Here is an 18,428-nt window from a genome sequence, read left to right as displayed (position 1 = left end):
GGGGACCGGGCAGAGGAACGGTAGCCGGTCGGATACAACGTTGTAAATACATATTTACAACGTTGTATCCGAGGGGTCGTCCGCTGCTGCGCCGCGTCGGTCGCGCAACCGGTGTCCCGCCGGCCGGAGCGGCTCAGGCGTGCCAGGCGGGGTCGCGCCCGAGGAAGCCCATCAGCTTGTCCTGTGCCGAAGCGCTGTCGTCCACGGGCACCGCCGGGCCGAACTGGCCGCTGTCGCGCAGCACCTGCTCCATCGGCCGCATCGCCGTCAGCGCCTCCGCGCAGCGCTGTTCACCGAGGTCGGGCTCGCGGCCGAGAGCCTTGGCGAGATCCCAGGAATGCATCCAGACGTCGCCGGTGTAGAACTGGTCGATCGCCTCGTCCACCGGCCGGTCGCCGGTGTGCGGGTTGCTGAGCACCCGTCCGGCGGGATCGTCGAGGATGGCCTGGATGTCGGCGACGTGCTGCTTCCACGCCCCGGCCGGGTCGGTGTCGACCGACAGCGCGGGCAGTTCGATGCCCGCGCCGCGGAGGAAGTCGCGCGGCCACTCGACCAGGTGCCGGACGACGTCGAGCGCGGTCCACCCCGCCACCGGCGCCGGGCGGGCCCAGTCGCCGGCCGAAGCCGACTCGACCAGCTCGGTGAACCGGGCGGCTTCGGAGACGTGCTGCCGGGCCGGGGTCATCGCGCGAGCAATGCGTCGAGCTTGGCGTAGCCCTCGGTGACCCCGACGTCCATGCCGCTGGCCAGCATGCCGTCGCGGGTGGCGAAGTCCGGCACCACGCTGAGCACCCGCAGCCGGGTGCGGCCGCCGTCGATCTCCTCCAGGGTCAGCGTTTCCAGCGCGACGCCGTCGGGCTCGCCGTCGTAGGTGAACGTCCACACGATCCGCTCGTTCGGCCGCACTTCGTGGAAGCTGCCGTGGAACGCGGCGATCTCCTCGCCGTCGCGGTCGTTGGCGAAGGCCCACTCGCCGCCCGTGCGTGCCTCCCACCGCGTGATCCGCGTGGTGACCGAGTGCGGCCCGACCCACTGCGCGTACAACTCGGGGTCGACGTGGGCGCGGAACACCTGCTCGGGTGCGGCGTCGAAGTCCCGGACGAGCTGGATCGTCGGGACCTTCTCGTCGGCCAGGATCTCGGTTTCGTGCTTCGTCATGGTCATGACGCGTCCTTACGGGGTCGGGTTTCACTGCCGCTCATGCGGCCCAGCAGCGTTTCGAGGCGCCGGTAGCGCTCCTCGGCCTGCCGCCGGTACCGCTCGATCCACTTGGTCATCAGGTCGAACACCTCGGCGTCCAGGTGGACCGGACGGCGCTGGGCGTCCTTGCTGCGCGTGACCAGCCCGGCTTCCTCCAGCACCTTCACGTGCTTGGAGACCGCCTGGAGGCTCATCTCGTACGGCTCGGCCAGCTCGCCCACGGTCGCGTCCGCGGCGGCCAGCCGGGCCACCAGGTCGCGCCGCGTCGGGTCGGCCAGGGCCGCGAACACGCGGTTGAGCCGCTCGCTGTCTTCGTCCACCGGTTCTTCCTCAACTCTTCGGTTGAATATGAACATAGAGCGCGGCTCGGGGTGTTGTCAACCTGGAGGTTGAGAAGGGGCGGGGTCCCGGCTTCGGGACCCCGCCCGGGTGATCAGAAGTGGTCGGGTGTGTCGATCCGGCTCCGCACCAGGGCGCCGGACGCGGTCAGCCGGCCGCTGCCGTAGTCGCTGCCGGCGCAGGTGCCCGGGCTCAGCGCGGCACTGCTTTCGTTCGCGTCGGAGTACGTCCAGTTCGCGTAGCTGATCTGCAGCTGGTCGAGCAGGTCCAGCCAGGCGGTGGTGCTGGCCTGGTCGAGCGTGCCCCCGCCGGTGGCGGTCACCGTGCCGAACTCCGTGACGAACAGCGGCAGCCTCGCGGCGGCCCGGCTCACCGTGGAGCGGTAGTTGTCCTTGTGGCTGGCGGCGTAGAAGTGGAACGTGTACATGATGTTCGTGGCGTTGACGGGGTTGTTGATGATCTCGGATTCGCTGGAGCCGTCGGAGACGCCGAGGGACGACCACCCGCGGGTCCCGACGATCACGACGGCGTCCGGGTCGGCGGCGCGGATCACCGGGATGACCTGCTCGGCGTAGTTCTTGATGCCGGCCCAGCTCACGCCGTTGGGTTCGTTGGCGATCTCGTAGATCACGTTCTTCCGGCTCGCGTTCCGGGCGGCGACCGCGGCGAAGAAGGTCTTGGCGCGGTCGAGGTTGTAGTTCGGGTCGCCCGGGGTGAGGGTGTGGAAGTCGACGATCGCGTACATGCCGCGTTCTTCGGCCTCGCCGACGAGGCTGTTGACCCGGTCGGTGAACCAGGCCGGGTTGGTCTCGTACCCCTTTTCCTGCACGTACATGGCGATGCGGAGCAGGTCGGCGTGCCAGTCGTTCGCGAGGGCGTTCAGGGACGCGTCGTTGTAGCAGGAGTCGAACCACTGGAGGCCGTGCGTGCTCATGCCGCGCAGCTGGATCGCCCGGTTCGCTTCGTTGCACAGGTGGACGCCGCAGACGTGCAGCTGCCCGTTCGCGGCGAGCGGCGTGCCGCCGGGGGAGGGGGTGGTGGTGGTCGTCGGTGTCGTGGTGGTCGTGGTCGATCCGGTGCAGGTGACGCCGTTGAGGGTGAAGGACGCCGGAATCGGGTTGGCCCCGGTCGTGGTGCCGGTGAAGCCGAGGTCGGCGACGGCGCCCGTCGCGAGGGTCCGGTTCCAGTCGGGGCCGGCGGCGGTCGCGATCGAGCCGGACTGCGACCAGGTGGCGTTCCACCCCTGGGCGACCTTCTGGCCGGCGTCGGGGAAGGTGAAGCTGAGCGACCAGCCGGTGAGCGTGTCACCCAGGTTGGTGACTTTGACGCCGGCCTGGAACCCGCCCTGCCACTGGTTGGTGACGGTGTAGTCGACCCGGCACCCTTGAGCGGCGGCCGAGGCCTGCGGGATGGCCAGCACGGCGGTGCAGCCGAGAACCGTCGCGCCGGCGGCCGCCAGCGCAGCGATGGAGCGCTTCATTGAACTCCCTTTGATCCGTGTTCGAGTGTTTCGACAGGCTGGGAGCGCTCCCAGAGATGAGAACATCCGGCGAGGGGCGGCGTCAAGGGTTTCGGCTCTTGCGGGGGTTCCCGGCGGCGGATCACGATCGCGGCGCTGGTGCGGCTGAGTCGAGGCGCTCATCCGAAGCGGCCGGCCGTCGCGGCGGCCGTTCGTGGTGGCCTCGGCGTCGCCGGGAAGGGTGTCGGCCGTGATCCATCTGGCCGGATCTGCACCGGACGCGGGCGTCGATGGGGGCGATCGCGGACGCGTTCGCTCAGCCCTCGGTTTCCCCTTGAAGGGCCCGGTTGAGCCGGCGGGCTTCGTGCAGTTCGTCTTCCAGGATGACGATCCGGCAGGCGGCGTCGACGGCGGTGCCCTGGTCGACGAGCTCGCGGGCCCGCGCGGCGAGCCGGAGCTGGTGCCGGGAGTAGCGCCGGTGCCCGCCGGCGGATCGCTGCGGCGTGATCAAGCCGGCGTCGCCGAGGCTGCGCAGGAAGTTCTGGGTGGTGCCGAGCATGTCGGCGGCTCGGCCCATGGTGTAGCCGGGGTAGTGCTCGTCGTCGAGATTTCCGGGTCTTTCCCCGTCGGGGACCATGTCACCTCCGCATCAGAAGGACCCCGGACGCCATCGTGGGCGTCCGGGGTCCTCGAAAGGTTGGGTTTCACCATTACCGGCCGGCGGCGCGACCGCCGGCTTCCCGCGCGGGGCGCGGGGATCGCTCATCCGTGACCGAGCACCACCTCCGAACTCGATGGGCTTGCGGAACCCGCGCGGCGTTACCGGGCCGCTGCGGGCGATCCCATGATGGTCCCGTTCCCTTCCTTTCGTTGTCTCTTCCGGTACGTGGAGAACTTTACCGGTGGGTGACGGTGAATGTCTACTGTCGTGGAGGTAGATTTTCGGTGGCGGGTGGTGGGGATTGTGTCTCGGACGCGGGGTTCCGGGTGGTGCGCGCCGGGCTGATGCTTTGTCGGGGCTCGGTGAGAGTGCGGCTCGGGCCGATGCTGGCGGCGCCTTCCACCTGCGGGACCGGCTCGCGGTGTGCGGGCCCTGGCCGGCGTGGGGCAGGTGCGGGTCGGCTGTCGTCTGTTTCTCGGCCGGCTGGCTCGCCGCCTGCCCCGGCCAAGTCGGTCCGGCTGGCTTGCCCGGCCCTTTGGGCCTGCTCGGCCCGACAGGACCGGCCCGCCACAAGCGGCCGGGAGCCGCCCGGACGGAGGTGCCCGGCTGATCGGGTCGGTCCGGATTGAACGGCCCGTCGGGCGAGGTCGGCCCGACCACCGCGGCACGGTTCGCCTGATCGGCCCACCTGAACCAGCCGACCACGAACGGCCGGGACTCGGTCGGATCCAGCTGCCGGGACCGGCCGACCCGCTTCGGCCCGCCCGCGGGGCTCGGCCTGCTCGCCGGGCCCGGCCGGGCGGCCTGCCGGACCGGCCCAAACGGGCCCGGCGGCGTGGACAGCCCGGCCCGGCTGGACAGGCCCGCCTCGCTCGGCTCTCGGACCGGCCTGCCTGGACCGGACAGGATGGGCCCGGCGGCGTGGACAGCCTGGCCCGGCTGGACAGGCCCGCCTCGCTCGGCTCTCGGACCGGCCTGCCCGGACCGGACAGGATGGGCCCGGCGGCGTGGACAGCCTGGACCGCCTTGCTCGGCCCCGGACCGGACCGGGTGGCCTGCCCGGAGCGGGCCTGGGTGGCCGGGCGTGGGCGGATGCGTTACACCGCAACCCCTTTCAGGCGTCGGTCGGGTTGAGGGGCTTGAGGGCGGTCAGCGGGTCAGGTCGGTCAGTTCGGCGAGGACTTCCGAGGCCGTCACCGGGTCGAGTTCGCCGAATACTCGGGTTCCCTGGGGGCTCCAGGCTCCCTCTCCCTTCTCGTCCAGCCAGATGTCCGTGAGCTTCTGCTCGGGTTCCTCCGCCGGCAGGCCGACCAAAATGCCCGGGTCGAGGTTCAGGACCACTGCTCCTCCGTCGGGGGTGGGGCGGAGGAGCCAGCCCTCCAGGCCGTTGTCCAAGGCTGGGCCTCGGTGCCAGCCCTTCTTCGTCAGGCCCAGGAGCTTGCCCGTCGGGACCGTGTGGTTCTCGAACCTCTTCAAGGTGGTGGCCGACCTCTCCGCTTCCTCCAGGCGCGCCGCCGGGCGGCCGAGCTGGGGGAACGGCTGGAGGATCTCGTAGTCCGCGAACAACGCCGACCAGGCCGCCAGTTCGTCGGCGAACTGCAGGGGGTGGGCCACGCCCACCTCGGCCGTCTCGGGGAGGGCGTACTCCTCGTCGTGGATGTCGGCGTACGTTCCGTCCTCTGCGCAGCGGAACGTCTGGCCCGCCGTGGTGCGCCAGACCAAGCGGCGGACCAGGTGGACCAGCAACGGGTGGCCGGCCAGGAGGTCGGTGAACTCTGCCGCCGGCCAGTGGCGGCCCTGGACCATGGCCGACTCCAGACGGGGGATCTGCTCCGCCGCCACCGTGCGGACGTCCTTCTTCAACGCCGTGAACCGCTTGTACTCCGCCGCCGCGAGCTCGGCGTCGTCCTTCGCGCCCGGCTTCGGCAAGGCCTTGCGAGGTTTGCCGTCCGGGTCCGTGACGTACGGTTTGAGCTGTTCGTCGAAGCCGACGACGAACTTGCGGGGGCCGTAGTCGATCACTGCCGTGGCTGCCTCGTCGAGGCCGAGTGTCGGGACCAGGCGGTCGGCCAGCTGCTCGGCCGACAAGCCGAGGCCCTCGGCGACGGCGGCGATCTTCTCCTGGGCCCGGAGCTTCAGTGCCTTGAACTTCACCTTCTGCGCGATGGAATTCAAATGCAGCAGCGCAAAGTCCGTACCGATGCCGGCCAGGACGTCGAGGGCCGCGGCCGCGCGGGCGTGGCCGCCTTCGCCCGGCCACGCCCGGATCAGCGGGCTCAGCTTGCGCACCACGTCGTCATCGCCGAACAGACCCAGTGCGGTGAGCACCCAGCTGTCCTTGGCCGGGTAGTCCGCGGCCCGCCAGCGGCCGAACAGCGCCCACGCGAACTCCGCCAGCGAAGCCGTGTCCGCGAAGTCGCGCAGGTGCGCCACCCCCGGGTAGACCTCGTCAGGCGTCGACAGCGCGAACAACATGAGCACGTGCGGGATCACCCGGTCGGGCAGGGCCTGCTCGCCGCCGCGGACGCGGATCTGGGGCAGCACCGCCGGATCCGCCCACCCGCCGGGGACCGGCAGGCGCACCGGCAGGACCTCCAAGGGGTCGGTGACGAGCAGTTCGGCGACGGCCTCGGCCGCCTCCGCGCCGTGGTGGGCGGCCGCCGCGGACACCGCCTCTTCGTGCCCGCTCTTCGCCAGGACGCGCAGTGCGGGCTCGGCGGTGCGGCGGTTCGCGCCGGCCGGGCCGAGCGCCACCGGGACCAGGAACCTCGTGGCGTCGGTGAGGTGCCGGCCGAGCCACGCCAGCGCGACCTCCCGGGCCTTCTTCAGCCGGACCAGCCAGTCCGCCATCAGCAGCGCGATCTCCGGGCTCACGTACGGCAGCAGCACTTCGCCGCGGTGGCCCGGGTGCGCCGCCGCCATCGCCAGCAGCGGCCGGTAGGCGAGCAGCCCGTGGCGGCTCGCCAGGACGCGGCCCCAGATCTCCCCGTCCCACGCCTCGGCCGGGCGCCACGCGGCCAGCCGCTCGCGCACCCAGTCGTCCGGGGCTTTGACGAACAAGGTGGGCCCGTCCGGCGCGTACAGCTTCCCGGCGTCGTACTCCTCGGCCGCGCGCTGCCAGCCGCCGTACAGGCCGCGGTGCAGCCGCGTGTGCCACTCCGCCCACTCGGCCTTTTCCCCCGGGTCCCACACCAGTTTCGGCTCGGCCGGGACCGAAAGTCCACTGAGGACGGTGGGTGTGCGCCGGGCGTGGCTCGCGGCCCACGGTGGGTCCACGAGCACCCGCGGCAGCGCCTCGTCGGCCACGGACGGCAGCCGCTCTTCGCCCGCCAGCGCGCGTTCGACCAGTGCTCGCTCTGCAGCGTCAAGATCGGGCAGGACGCCGGTCGCGACGTCCGGATGCGCCGCGACGTGGCTGCGCAGCAGAAAGTTCGCCTCTTCGGCGTACGCTGCTTGCGTGGTGGCGGCCCGCGCCAGCAGCCGGACCGCGCGCTCCGGCGTGCCGGCCATCCCGGCGGCGACGACCGGCTGCACGTGTTTCTGCCCCAGCCGCGTCACCAGCAGCTCGAACGCTTCGTCGCCGGGCAGGCCGGCCAGCACGGACAGCAAGAACCTGCGGGAGTCGCCCCCGCTCGGATCAGCGTCGAGGGCGCGGGCGAACAGGGGAGCCGACGCGGCCCCCATCGCGTCGAACAGGGTGTAGCGGACCTCCTCGGCCTGGAGGCGCCAGCGGAGCACCACGGCCGGCACCGCTTCCAGCTGGTCCCGAGTGGACAGTGCCTGCAGGACCGACGTCCAGTCGACGCCGAACTCCCCGAGCGGCCGGACGGCCGCCAGCATCTCGCGGGCCCAGTCTTCGCGCGTGGGCACCAGGTAGGAGGCCACCACCTGACCGGCCGGTTCGGTCCGGAACGCGGCCAGCGCCGCCGTCGCCGCCTCGTACTCGGCATCGCCGGCGGCGGCGAGGAGTGCGCGCAGCCGGCGGAACAGCGGATATTCCCCGGGAAAGAGGCCCCGGCACCGCTCCGTCCACCGTTCCAGCAGTGCGGTGCCGTCGGGGTAGTGGTCGGAGTGGACGACCTGGGTCATGGTGGCCGCCGCCCGGACCGCGAACCCGGGCCCTCGCGCCCACCACGCGTCGGCGATCCGCCACGCCTCCTCCTGCCCGCCGGACTTCCGGCGCAGGCCGCTGTGCAGCAGCGTGGCCAAGACGGCCGCACTCAGCACGTCCTCGCCGCCCGCGCGGGCGGCGCCGACGAGATCCGGATCGCTCGCCGGATTCCGCAGCGCCGCCCTCGCCACGTCTTCGCCGGCCACCGCGGCCCGCCACCACCCGGCCGCGTCCGCCGCCGGCTCGGTGTCCGGCGGGAACCAGCCGCCGCGCCGGACGTGGACGTGCGTTCTCCACACCGGGTCCGGGACGAACGTCTCGGTCATTGCTGCCCCCCAAAGTCGGTCGATGCTGGGCCGAAGGCTACGGGAGGGGTCCGACAATTTCCGGCGATCCGCAGCTCCGGCCCCGGTTTCTGGCACAGTGGGTCGCATGGGGGAGGACCTTGCCACCGCCGTGGCCGCCGTCGTGCCGGCCGTCCGCGCCGCGATCCCGCCCGCGCCCGCCGCGGCGCTGGGCCGGCTGCGGCTGGAACCGGAACGCCGCCGGTTCCCGGACCTCCCCGAGCCCGAGGTGCTGAAGTCGCTCAGAACCCTGCCGTCGTGGCTCGTCGAACGCGTCCACGGCGCTGTGGAGCTGCCTCTGACGAGCTTGGCCATCCCGGCGCCCCCGGTCGCCGCCGGGCTGAAGCCGCCGCCGGACGGCGCGTACGGCTTCCTCACCTCGGACAGCGAAGCCGACGCCCTGCGGGAGACGCGGTCACTGCACCTGCTCCGGCCCGGCTTCCTGGACCTGGTCGCGGAGTTGACCACCGGCTTGGCCGCACGAATCCCGCACCCGGTCGAAGGCGACGAAGCCGCCATCGCGGCCGCGCACGGCGCCCACCACCTCGCGATCGCCCTGGTGACCGCGACGATCGTCGCCCGCGAAGCAGGCAGCCCGGAGATCTCCGCCATCGTCGGGACGGCGCTGGGAGTGGCCGCGAGCCTGCTGCGCGAAACGCCGATGCCCGACGGCTACGCGGAAGCGTTGCGGGACAAGGAACGAGCCGAATACCGGCTGCCGCAGTCCGGCAGCACGTCCGTGGCCGTCCGCGACCACGTCTTCGCCCTGGCCGAAAGCGAAACCCCGGCCGTGCCGCCCGACTTCGCCAGCAACGGCCTGGCCGAGGTCGTCGACGGTGGCGTGGCCGTCCGCACCGGCACGGAGAACGGCCCGGTCCAGGTCGGCATCCGGGTCCTGGCCGAGCCGCCCGCCACGGCGGAAACCCTGGGCTGGGACGAAGTCGTCGACCTCAGCTGGCACGCGGAGCACGGCTCGGCCGGCGTGGGCCGGGGCGTGACGACGCCGCACTGGCCCCACGTCAAGACCGTCACGACCCCGCCGTGGCCCGGTGACTACCGCGTCCGCGTGCACGCCTACGGCCGCGACGACCCCGAGACCGAGAGCTACGACCTCTGGATCTGGGCGGCGCCGCCCGAGCCCCCGGTCGTGCACGCCCGGGCCGACCGGCTCGGCCACCGCCTGCGCGGCGAGCCGGAGCCGCCGGTACCGGACCGGCCCGAGGTGCGCTACCGCTGGATCGGGCGGTCCCGGCTGACCGTCGCGGCGACGGTCACCGTGGCCACCGGCCTCCCGGCGGAGGAGGTCATCCGCGCGTTCGGCGCCGACCCCGCCCGGCCCGAGCCCCTGCCCGAGCTGCGCGAGGCGTACGCGGACCCGTGGCTGGCCGTCCTGGACCTCGACGGCGTCGTCGTGGCGATCGAGGAGAACGGCTACTACGGCTCCCACGCCGACGTGCTCACCGCGGCCTCCCGCGCCGGCCGGGCGGCGAGCATGTTCTGGAACGTCAACGCGGTGACGCGCCTGTCCTTCGCCAAGGGCGGGGCACTCCTCTCGTCGTTCGAGCCCGGCTTGCAGGAGCCGTCCGCGGACGAGGAGGTCACCGCGGCGCTGGCCGGTCTCGACCTGGAGAACTACCGCGACGGCAACGAAAAGGGCCTGGTCGCGGTCGAGCGGTTCACCGGCCGGGGCCTGTACCCCGAAGACCTGGAGGACATCGAGCGGATCGGCGTGGCGTACCGGATCAGCGACCCCGGTTGACCGCGCTGATGTCGTCCTGAAGCCGGTCCCGGACGTCCGAGCGGGCATCCCGGGGCACCGGCGCCGACGCCTGGGACGGCTCGCCCGCCGGGCCCGGCACCGGGTACACCTTGTTCTCCCCGGGCAGCGGGACGCCCGGGCAGATGGTGGCCGCCGGCCGCGCGCCGCCGAGGTAGAAGCCGTTCACCAGATCGTCCACACAGGAGTTCCCGCTGACCGCGTACTGGCCGTGGAACGGCGAATCCGCCACCGAGATCATCGGGATCCCGGCCGCCCGCGCCGCTGCTTCCGCCTGCTCGTAGCCGGTCTGCGGGTCGAACTCGCCCTGGACGACGAGGATGTTCTTCGCGGCGGCCGCCGAGAGCTTCGGCAGCGACTGCCGGGGCGGGTCGGACCAGAAGCCACACGCCTCGCTGAGGCCGTACGCCCAGCCGAACAGCGGGTACGCCGGCCCCTGCAGGTCGCTGAGCAGCTTGTACCAGCTCGCCGTCCGCGTCGGCTGGTCGCCGCACGCCACGGCCAGCCGTGTCCCGGGGACGTCGGCGTAGTCGGGCTCCGGCGGGTCGGCCGCCACGTCGGCCGCGGTCAGCCGGTCCGCCGGACGGCCGAAGACCGCCCGTGACGCCCGGTCGAGGTCGCTGCGCAACGCCGCCGGCGGCGGGGTGGTCTTGCCGTCGAGCGCGGCCGCGCCCTTCGTGAGGACCAGGGCACCCGTCATCCACTGCCGGCTGCTGCCGTTGCCGACGAAGACCGAGTCGAAGACGTCGGGCGGCACGCCCTGGGTCTTGAAGTAGGCCCGCAGCTTCTCCCACGTGGCCCGCACCTCCCCGGCGGTCTTGCCGAGCTCCGGGAACCGGCGGGCCAGCCACGGCGCGTAGACCCGGTCGAACTGGCGCTGGTCGATCTTCGGGAACGCCTCGAACGCGGCCTGGAGGCGGCCTTCGAAGTTGACGCTGGAGTCGAGCACCAGCTTCCCGGCCCGCTCCGGGAACAGCGACGCGTACTTCGCGCCGAGCCAGGTGCCGTAGGAGAAGCCGAGGTAGTTCAGCTTCTCGTCGCCCAGCAGGGCGCGGATCAGGTCCATGTCGTGCGCGGTCTGCCAGGTGGTGATGAACGGCGCGAGCGCGTCGCTCTGGCACGCCTCGGCCAGCACGCGCGGCGTCCGCTGGTGCAGCGCGATGCTCGCCGCCGAGCGGTCACGGGCGTCGAGGTCGTCCTCCTGCGGCAGCCGTCCCAGCGGCACCCGGCAGACGTACCCGTCGTCGGTGCCGCCTTCCTGACCGGTGCCGCGGGGGTCCATCCCGACGATGTCGTAGTGCTCGTTCAGCGACGGTTCCAGCCCGGCCAGCGCGCCCGCGAGCGACGTGCCCCGGCCGCCGGGTCCGCCCGGGTTCACCAGGATCGCACCCTGCCTGCTGCCGGTGGCCGACACCCGGCTGATTGCCACCTGCAGGTCGATCCCGGCCGCGGGGGCCGCCCAGTCCCGCGGGACGGTGATCCGCGCGCACTCCGCCGTGGGTGGCTTGGTGCGCTGCTTGAACGGGCAGGCGCCCCAGGAGACCTCCTGCCCGCGGTAGGGCGCGAGCGGGTCGGCCGGGGTCGCCGCGGCGGGCGCCGTGGCCGCCACCAGGACCGAGACCGCCACCACCAGTCCTGCTCGGGACGTTCGCACCGCAGTTTCCTTCCTCACGCACCGGCCGTGAGGATCCAAGCACGGCCGGTGCAGGACGGGCAGCGCAGAGCCGCGGCTCGCCGGGCGGATTCCATCGATCCGGTGAACGTCGCGGTGCAGGTCAGGTGCGGTACGGGCCGTGGTTGCCGAGATCGGGAGCCACCTGCGGGCGGGGGCCGTCCTGGCCGGGCACCGGGGTGGTGGTGGCGCGCCACGCCGGGTCCGCCGCCGCCGGCTCGACGACCACCTCGGTGGCGGGCCGGACGTAGGTCTCGGTGGCGCCCTCGCGCTCCTGGAAGTGCTCCTCGACGATCCGGTCCTGACGGCGGCGGGCGAGCACGGCCAGCGTCAGCACGTGGGCCACGGCCATCAGCAGCAGGAAGACGCCGAGCCGCCCGACCAGCGCGGCCGTCGACCCCGACCACTGCGGGCCGACCACCGAGAGCAGCGCGAGCACGCCGAAGGAGACCAGGTGGAAGACGGTCACCACCATCCACGCCAGCGAGCCCGACCCCTCACCGCCGTCCGGCCCGCTGAGGTAGCGCCGGCCGCCGCGGTAGAGCACCTGGCCGTCGGCCACCACGAACACCAGGCCGATGATCAGGAATCCGGTGAGGTCGTTGTCGGGCATGCGTCTCCTCCTCTTTCCGGCGGAGTACCCGGCCTGGCCGGGCCCGGACGGCGGTTCACCGGAACGAGCGAACGACGGCGATCACACCCGGGAATCATTTCCGGCCGCCGGACGTCTGAGGGGGCGTGAAGAAGATTGGCTTCCTGTCGTTCGGCCACTGGTCGGACAGCGCACACTCCGAGACCCGGTCGGCCGCCGACTTCCTGCACCAGTCGATCGACCTGGCGGTGGCCGCCGAGGAGCTCGGCGTCGACGGCGCCTACTTCCGCGTGCACCACTTCGCGCGGCAGGCGGCCAGCCCGTTCCCGCTGCTCGCGGCGATCGGCGCGCGGACGTCGAGGATCGAAATCGGCACCGGCGTGATCGACATGCGCTACGAGAACCCGCTCTACATGATCGAGGACGCGGGCGCCGCCGACCTCATCTCCGGCGGCCGGCTCCAGCTCGGCATCAGCCGGGGATCCCCCGAGCAGGTGATCGACGGCTGGCGGTACTTCGGGTACGCCCCCGGCGAGGGCGAGACGGACGCCGACATGGCCCGCCAGCACACCGAGGTCTTCCTGAAGCTCCTGGAGGGCGAAGGCTTCGCCCAGCCGAACCCGCGGCCGATGTTCGCCAACCCGCCGGGTCTGCTGCGGCTCGAGCCGCACTCCGAGGGACTGCGCGAGCGCATCTGGTGGGGGTCCGGTTCGAACGCGACGAGCGTGTGGGCCGCGAAACTGGGCATGAACCTGCAGAGCTCGACGCTCAAGGACGACGAGACGGGCGAGCCGCTGCACGTCCAGCAGCGCAAGCAGATCGAGGCCTACCGCGAGGCGTGGACCGAAGCCGGCCACGAGCGGGAGCCGCGGGTTTCGGTCAGCCGCAGCATCTTCGCGCTGACGAACGACCAGGACCGCGCCTACTTCGGCCGCGACCGCCACTCGCGCGACCAGGTCGGCATGATCGACGAGAACACCCGCGCGATCTTCGGCCGGTCCTACGCCGGCGAGCCCGACGAGCTCGTGCGGCAGCTGAAGGAGGACGAGGCCATCCAGGCCGCGGACACCCTGCTGCTCACCATCCCGAACCAGCTCGGGGTGGACTACAACGCGCACGTGCTGGAGAACATCATCAAGCACGTGGCCCCGGAGCTGGGCTGGCGCTGACCGCAGGCGGCCCGGTGGCGGCCGGGCCGCTCTTCGTCAGCCGTGGGTGACCTTCAGGCCGTAGAACGCGACCCGGGCCCCCTTCGTCGTGCTGTCCGAAGAGGACTGGTTGTACGAACCCGCCTTGAAGTACTGCTTGTAGGCCTTGAACGACGACGGGATGCTGTAGTGCGTGGTGCTCCCGTTGACCGTCAGGTCGATGGTGTTACCACCGGAAATGCCGATCGTGTAGGTCCACGTCTTGCCGATCGACACATGACCGACGGTGTGCGGTGTCTGCCCGCCGTCGGGGGAGTTCTCCGTACCCAGCACGATGTCCCCGCTCGCCCGGTAGTACAGCTCCAGCAGCGGTTTCGTCGACGAGCCGCCGGTGCCGAGGTGCACCTGGCCGACGCACACGTTCGACGTCACCGAAACCACGCGAAGGGTCGCGCTCAGCTTGTGCGAGCCACTCAGCGACCAGTTGGCCGCGGAGCCGTCGCGGTTCATCTCGCGCAGCTCCGAGCGCGCGTAGTTCGAATTCGGCGTGGTGACGCCCTTTTCCGGCGCCCAGAACGTCATCGCGCCGTCGCGGGTGTCGGTGTAGAAGTAGCTGTCCTGGAAGCCGTTCGGCCCCTGGAGCCGGGACGACGAGATGGTCGTCGGCTTGCCGGGGGAGCCGACCGGCTCCTGCAGCTGCCAGATCGAGAGGTCGAAGTTGCCGCCCGGGGCCACGGACGGGTCCGCCGCGAGCGCGGGGGAGGCGGTCGCCACGGCCAGGGCCGGGACCGCCAGGAGGGCGAGGAAGGCGCGCACACGCATCGTTGGGTGTCCTTTCACGGTAAATGGTCTGGACAACCCGGCGGCGTGGGACTCACGGTAGGTCGGCGTTCACCCGATGTCAAGATCGCCGCCCACGCGAACGGGCCCGGCCGGAAGACCGGCCGGGCCCGTCGGTGCCACGATCAGGCGAGGTCGAAGCGGTCCAGCTCCATGACCTTCGTCCAGGCGGCGACGAAGTCCGCCACGAACTTCTCGCGGGCGTCGTCGCCGGCGTAGACCTCGGCCAGCGCGCGAAGCTGCGAGTTCGACCCGAAGATCAGGTCGACCGCGGTGGCGGTCCACTTGACCTCGTCGGTCGTCACGTCGCGGATCTCGTAGACGTTCTCCGCCGACTCCGACGCCTTCCACTTGGTGCCCGGCGCGAGCAGGTTGGCGAAGAAGTCGTTGGTCAGCACGCCCGGCTGGTCGGTGAGGACACCGTGCGCGGCACCGCCGTGGTTGGTGCCGAGGGCGCGGAGGCCGCCGACCAGGACCGTCATCTCCGGCGCGGTCAGGTCGAGCATGTACGCGCGGTCGACCAGCAGCACCTCGGGCTGGCGCTTCTCGCCGGCCCGCAGGTAGTTGCGGAAGCCGTCGGCGCGCGGCTCGAGGACCTTGAACGAGTCGACGTCGGTCTGCTCGGCCGTGGCGTCGGTGCGGCCCGGGTGGAACGGCACGGTCGTCTCGACGCCGGCGTCGCGCGCCGCCTTCTCGACGGCCGCCGAGCCGGCCAGCACGATGAGGTCGGCCAGCGAGATCTGCGCGCCACCGGCCTCGTTGAACTCGCGCTGGACGCCCTCGAGGACCTCCAGGACCTTGCCGAGCTGCTCGGGCTGGTTGACCTCCCAGTTGCGCTGCGGCTCCAGGCGGATCCGGGCGCCGTTCGCGCCACCGCGCTTGTCGGTGGAGCGGAAGCTCGCGGCCGACGCCCACGCGGTCGAAACCAGTTCCGAGACGGAGAGCCCCGAGTCGAGGACCTTCGCCTTGAGGGCGGTGATGTCGGCGTCGCCCACGAGGTCGCCCTCGACGGCCGGCACCGGGTCCTGCCACAGCTGCGGCTCGGCGACCCACGGGCCGAGGAAGCGGCTGACCGGGCCCATGTCGCGGTGCAGCAGCTTGTACCAGGCCTTGGCGAAGGCCAGCGCGAACTCGTCCGGGTTGTCCTTGAACCGCTGCGAGATCGGGCCGTAGACCGGGTCGAAGCGCAGCGACAGGTCCGTCGTGAGCATGGTCGGCTTGTGCTTCTTGTTCGGGTCGAACGGGTCCGGGATGATTTCCGGCGCGTCCTTGGCGACGTACTGCTTGCCGCCACCGGGGCTGGTGGTGAGCTCCCACTCGTAGCCGAAGAGGATCTCGAAGAAGCGGTTGCTCCACTCGGTCGGCTTGTCGGTCCAGGTCACCTCGAGACCACTGGTGATCTGGTCCGGGCCCTTGCCGCTGCCGAGGGTGTTCAGCCAGCCGAGGCCCTGGGCCTCCAGCGGGGCGCCCTCCGGCTCCGGGCCCACGTGGTCGTCGGCCACGCCGGCGCCGTGGGTCTTGCCGAAGGTGTGCCCACCGGCGATGAGGGCGACGGTCTCCTCGTCGTTCATCGCCATCCGGGCGAAGGTCTCGCGGATGAAGTGCGCCGCGGCCTCGAAGTCCGCGCTGCCGCGGGGACCCTCGGGGTTGACGTAGATGAGACCCATCTCGGTCGCGCCGAGCTCCGGCACCATCTCGGTGTCGGTGGCGTAGCGCTCGTCGCCCAGCCAGTCGTCCTCCGGGCCCCAGAAGATCTCTTCCGGCTCCCAGGTGTCGACGCGGCCGAAGCCGAAGCCGAAGGTCTTGAAGCCCATCGACTCCAGGGCCACGTTGCCGGCCAGGACGAGCAGGTCGGCCCAGGAGATCTTCTGGCCGTACTTCTGCTTGACCGGCCACAGCAGGCGGCGGGCCTTGTCCAGGTTGGCGTTGTCCGGCCAGCTGTTCAGCGGGGCGAAGCGCTGGGCGCCGTCACCGGCGCCGCCGCGGCCGTCGTGGATCCGGTACGTGCCCGCCGCGTGCCAGCTCATCCGGATCATCAGGCCGCCGTAGTGGCCGAAGTCCGCCGGCCACCAGTCCTGCGAGGTGGTGAGGACGTCGGTGATGTCCCGCTTGAGGGCCTCGACGTCGAGCTTCGCGAACTCCTTGGCGTATTCGAACTTCTCGCCGAGCGGGTTGCTCTTCGACGAGTGCGCCCGCAGCGGGCTGAGGTCGAGCTGGTTCGGCCACCAGTCCTGGAGGGTGCGCGGCCGGCCGCCGGTCTTGGGGGTCGGCGAGTCGATCGCCGGGTTCTCGCTCTCGCTGCCCTGCGAAGTCACCGAGTCGTGCGCGACCGGGCAACCGGCCGCCGCCTTCTTGTCCACGCCCTGCGCGGAGGACGGGTTGTCCTGGGTGGAGCTCATTTACTTCCTTCCGGGAGCGGCGAATCATTTCGGGGACGTTCGGCCGCGCAGTCGGGGCAGGTGCCCCAGTAGACGACCTCCGCCTGGTCGATCACGAAACCGTGGTCGTCCGAGGCGGTGAGACAGGGGGTGTGGCCGACGGCGCAGTCGACGTCGGCTATCGCCCCGCACGAACGGCACACGACGTGGTGGTGGTTGTCACCCACCCGGGCCTCGTAGCGGGCGTTCGCACCGGCCGGCTGGATGCGCCGGATCAGCCCGGTGTCGGTGAGCGCCCGCAGCACGTCGTAGATCGTCTGGTGCGAGACCGTCGGTTGCTCGGCGCGCACCAGTTCGATCACCGTTTCGGTGTCGACGTGGGGATGCTCGCGCAGTGCGGCCAGCACGGCCAGCCGGGGTCGCGTGACCCGCAGCGAGACCGCCCGCAGCTGTGCTTCGAAGTCCGACATCGCCGCCGACCCTAGGGCCTTTTCTGGAATGGGTCAAGTTTGCGCCCCCATCCGTGTGGCTCAACCGGGGTTCACGCTGAGTCAGCGGGACGAGTTAGGCTCCCGGGCATGCCGGACACGCAGTACGAAGACCTCCTCCGCCACGTCCTCGACACGGGCACCCGCAAGGGCGACCGTACCGGCACGGGCACGAGGTCGATCTTCGGGCACCAGCTGCGCTACCGCCTGTCCGAGGGTTTTCCCCTGATCACCACGAAGAAAGTCCACTTCCGCTCGATCGCCTACGAGCTGCTGTGGTTCCTGCGCGGCGACGCGAACGTCTCGTGGCTGCAGGAGCACGGCGTGACGATCTGGGACGAATGGGCGGCGGCCGACGGCGATCTGGGCCCGGTCTACGGCGTCCAGTGGCGTTCGTGGCCGACCCCGGACGGCGGACACGTCGACCAGATCGCCGAGGTGCTGCGCACGCTGCGTGAGAACCCGGACTCGCGGCGGATCATCGTCTCGGCGTGGAACGTCGCCGACATCCCGTGGATGGCGCTGCCGCCGTGCCACGCGTTCTTCCAGTTCCACGTCGCCGACGGGAAGCTGTCCTGCCAGCTGTACCAGCGCAGCGCGGACCTGTTCCTCGGCGTGCCGTTCAACATCGCCAGCTACGCGCTGCTGACGCACATGATCGCCGAGCAGGTGGGCCTCGGCGTCGGCGACTTCATCTGGACGGGCGGGGACTGCCACATCTACGACAACCACGTCGACCAGGTCCGGACGCAGCTCGCCCGGGACGCGCGGCCGTTCCCGACGCTGAGCCTGAAGCCGGCGGAGAGCCTGTTCGACTACACGTACGAGCACTTCTCGGTCGAGGGTTACGACCCGCACCCGGGCATCAAGGCACCGGTGGCGGTGTGATCGGGCTGATCTGGGCCCAGTCCGCGAACGGCGTCATCGGGCGCGACGGCGAGCTGCCGTGGCACCTGCCGGAGGACCTCAAGCACTTCCGCGAGGTGACCGCGGGCGCGACGGTGCTGATGGGGCGCCGGACGTGGGAGTCGCTGCCGCCGCGGTTCCGGCCGCTGCCGGGCCGGCGGAACCTGGTGCTCTCGCGGACTCCGCAGGACGGTGTCGAGACGTTCGCTGACCTGGCTTCGGCGCTGGCCGCGGTGGAAGGCGACCTGTGGGTGATCGGCGGCGCGGCGGTGTACCGGGCGGCGCTGCCGTTCGCGGATCGCGTGGTGGTCACCGAGCTGCGGAAGTCCTTCGAGGGGGACACCCACGCGCCGGAGGTCGGGCGTCCGCCGGACTCGGTGGGGGAGTGGCTGGAGTCCGCCACCGGCCTGCACTACCGCTTCCTGACCTGGGGCTGAGGCTCGCTCCGGGCGGCGACCGCGGTCGTCGCCGGCGCCAGGCCGGGCTGCTCACCCCGATGAATTCCCCCAGCTG

General features: G+C 71.6%; 15 protein-coding genes. 4 read left to right on the top strand and 11 right to left on the bottom strand.

Annotated elements, in window-relative coordinates; genetic code table 11:
• Window positions 1-133 precede the first annotated feature (133 nt).
• The 6 genes from ACWDN5_RS25085 to ACWDN5_RS25060 form a co-directional block, all read right to left on the bottom strand.
• Window positions 134-685: a maleylpyruvate isomerase family mycothiol-dependent enzyme gene (locus ACWDN5_RS25085; RefSeq protein ID WP_449677957.1), complete on the bottom strand. Its 552-nt coding sequence runs from the start codon at window positions 683-685 to the stop codon at window positions 134-136.
• Window positions 682-1,164 carry an SRPBCC family protein gene (locus ACWDN5_RS25080; protein WP_310969924.1) on the bottom strand — a complete coding sequence of 161 codons (483 nt, stop codon included), beginning with the start codon at window positions 1,162-1,164 and terminating at the stop codon, window positions 682-684. Before ACWDN5_RS25080 ends, ACWDN5_RS25085 begins: the two co-directional genes overlap by 4 nt.
• On the bottom strand, window positions 1,161-1,520 hold the full coding sequence (locus tag ACWDN5_RS25075) for an ArsR/SmtB family transcription factor (RefSeq protein ID WP_310969925.1): 360 nt from the start codon (window positions 1,518-1,520) through the stop codon (window positions 1,161-1,163). The genes ACWDN5_RS25080 and ACWDN5_RS25075 overlap by 4 nt, the downstream gene beginning before the upstream one ends.
• A gap of 113 nt (window positions 1,521-1,633) precedes the next feature.
• Entirely contained in the window at window positions 1,634-3,019 is a 1,386-nt protein-coding gene (locus ACWDN5_RS25070) for a cellulase family glycosylhydrolase (RefSeq protein ID WP_449677956.1), read from the bottom strand.
• Window positions 3,020-3,314: 295 nt separating this feature from the next.
• A complete protein-coding gene (locus tag ACWDN5_RS25065; protein WP_310969927.1) occupies window positions 3,315-3,635 on the bottom strand; it encodes a MerR family transcriptional regulator in 321 nt (106 codons plus the stop codon).
• 1,173 nt (window positions 3,636-4,808) lie between these two features.
• On the bottom strand, window positions 4,809-8,096 hold the full coding sequence (locus ACWDN5_RS25060) for a DUF4132 domain-containing protein (RefSeq protein WP_449677955.1): 3,288 nt from the start codon (window positions 8,094-8,096) through the stop codon (window positions 4,809-4,811).
• A gap of 106 nt (window positions 8,097-8,202) precedes the next feature.
• On the opposite strand from ACWDN5_RS25060, the gene ACWDN5_RS25055 reads away from it, so the two are divergent.
• Entirely contained in the window at window positions 8,203-9,873 is a 1,671-nt protein-coding gene (locus ACWDN5_RS25055; RefSeq protein ID WP_449677954.1) for a DUF6461 domain-containing protein, read from the top strand.
• Here the strand turns inward: ACWDN5_RS25055 and ACWDN5_RS25050 are convergent.
• Both ACWDN5_RS25050 and ACWDN5_RS25045 read right to left on the bottom strand, forming a co-directional pair.
• Entirely contained in the window at window positions 9,857-11,518 is a 1,662-nt protein-coding gene (locus tag ACWDN5_RS25050; RefSeq protein ID WP_449677977.1) for an alpha/beta fold hydrolase, read from the bottom strand. The two genes, ACWDN5_RS25055 and ACWDN5_RS25050, sit on opposite strands and share 17 nt — an antisense overlap.
• A gap of 148 nt (window positions 11,519-11,666) precedes the next feature.
• Complete coding sequence (locus ACWDN5_RS25045; RefSeq protein WP_449677953.1) at window positions 11,667-12,176, bottom strand: hypothetical protein; 510 nt, start codon at window positions 12,174-12,176, stop codon at window positions 11,667-11,669.
• Window positions 12,177-12,301: 125 nt separating this feature from the next.
• Here ACWDN5_RS25045 and ACWDN5_RS25040 point away from each other — a divergent pair, with 125 nt between their 5' ends.
• A complete protein-coding gene (locus tag ACWDN5_RS25040; RefSeq protein WP_449677952.1) occupies window positions 12,302-13,324 on the top strand; it encodes an LLM class flavin-dependent oxidoreductase in 1,023 nt (340 codons plus the stop codon).
• 36 nt (window positions 13,325-13,360) lie between these two features.
• Here the strand turns inward: ACWDN5_RS25040 and ACWDN5_RS25035 are convergent, their stop codons facing one another.
• From ACWDN5_RS25035 to ACWDN5_RS25025, 3 genes are all read right to left on the bottom strand, one after another.
• Complete coding sequence (locus ACWDN5_RS25035; protein ID WP_449677951.1) at window positions 13,361-14,125, bottom strand: polysaccharide lyase family 7 protein; 765 nt, start codon at window positions 14,123-14,125, stop codon at window positions 13,361-13,363.
• Between the two features lie 143 nt (window positions 14,126-14,268).
• Window positions 14,269-16,542, bottom strand: a complete 2,274-nt coding sequence (gene katG / locus ACWDN5_RS25030) for a catalase/peroxidase HPI (RefSeq protein WP_449677950.1) — start codon at window positions 16,540-16,542, stop codon at window positions 14,269-14,271.
• Window positions 16,539-16,991 carry a Fur family transcriptional regulator gene (locus ACWDN5_RS25025; RefSeq protein ID WP_310969934.1) on the bottom strand — a complete coding sequence of 151 codons (453 nt, stop codon included), beginning with the start codon at window positions 16,989-16,991 and terminating at the stop codon, window positions 16,539-16,541. The genes katG and ACWDN5_RS25025 overlap by 4 nt, the downstream gene beginning before the upstream one ends.
• A 108-nt stretch (window positions 16,992-17,099) precedes the next feature.
• Here ACWDN5_RS25025 and ACWDN5_RS25020 point away from each other — a divergent pair, with 108 nt between their 5' ends.
• The gene (locus ACWDN5_RS25020; RefSeq protein ID WP_449677949.1) at window positions 17,100-17,897 is read left to right on the top strand and encodes a thymidylate synthase; all 798 of its coding nucleotides are present in this window, start codon (window positions 17,100-17,102) and stop codon (window positions 17,895-17,897) included.
• Entirely contained in the window at window positions 17,894-18,352 is a 459-nt protein-coding gene (locus tag ACWDN5_RS25015; RefSeq protein WP_449677948.1) for a dihydrofolate reductase, read from the top strand. The genes ACWDN5_RS25020 and ACWDN5_RS25015 overlap by 4 nt, the downstream gene beginning before the upstream one ends.
• Window positions 18,353-18,428: the final 76 nt, after the last annotated feature.

The sequence above is a fragment of the Amycolatopsis sp. NPDC003731 genome (genome assembly GCF_053586895.1).
This window is presented reverse-complemented; position numbering and strand designations above follow the sequence as displayed.

Coding starts and splice junctions, on each gene's coding strand:
- ACWDN5_RS25085 (WP_449677957.1), bottom strand. CDS start 685: ATGACCCCGGCCCGGCAGCACGTCTCCGAAGCCGCCCGGTTCACCGAG.
- ACWDN5_RS25080 (WP_310969924.1), bottom strand. CDS start 1,164: ATGACCATGACGAAGCACGAAACCGAGATCCTGGCCGACGAGAAGGTC.
- ACWDN5_RS25070 (WP_449677956.1), bottom strand. CDS start 3,019: ATGAAGCGCTCCATCGCTGCGCTGGCGGCCGCCGGCGCGACGGTTCTC.
- ACWDN5_RS25065 (WP_310969927.1), bottom strand. CDS start 3,635: ATGGTCCCCGACGGGGAAAGACCCGGAAATCTCGACGACGAGCACTAC.
- ACWDN5_RS25060 (WP_449677955.1), bottom strand. CDS start 8,096: ATGACCGAGACGTTCGTCCCGGACCCGGTGTGGAGAACGCACGTCCAC.
- ACWDN5_RS25055 (WP_449677954.1), top strand. CDS start 8,203: ATGGGGGAGGACCTTGCCACCGCCGTGGCCGCCGTCGTGCCGGCCGTC.
- ACWDN5_RS25045 (WP_449677953.1), bottom strand. CDS start 12,176: ATGCCCGACAACGACCTCACCGGATTCCTGATCATCGGCCTGGTGTTC.
- ACWDN5_RS25035 (WP_449677951.1), bottom strand. CDS start 14,125: ATGCGTGTGCGCGCCTTCCTCGCCCTCCTGGCGGTCCCGGCCCTGGCC.
- katG (WP_449677950.1), bottom strand. CDS start 16,542: ATGAGCTCCACCCAGGACAACCCGTCCTCCGCGCAGGGCGTGGACAAG.
- ACWDN5_RS25025 (WP_310969934.1), bottom strand. CDS start 16,991: ATGTCGGACTTCGAAGCACAGCTGCGGGCGGTCTCGCTGCGGGTCACG.
- ACWDN5_RS25020 (WP_449677949.1), top strand. CDS start 17,100: ATGCCGGACACGCAGTACGAAGACCTCCTCCGCCACGTCCTCGACACG.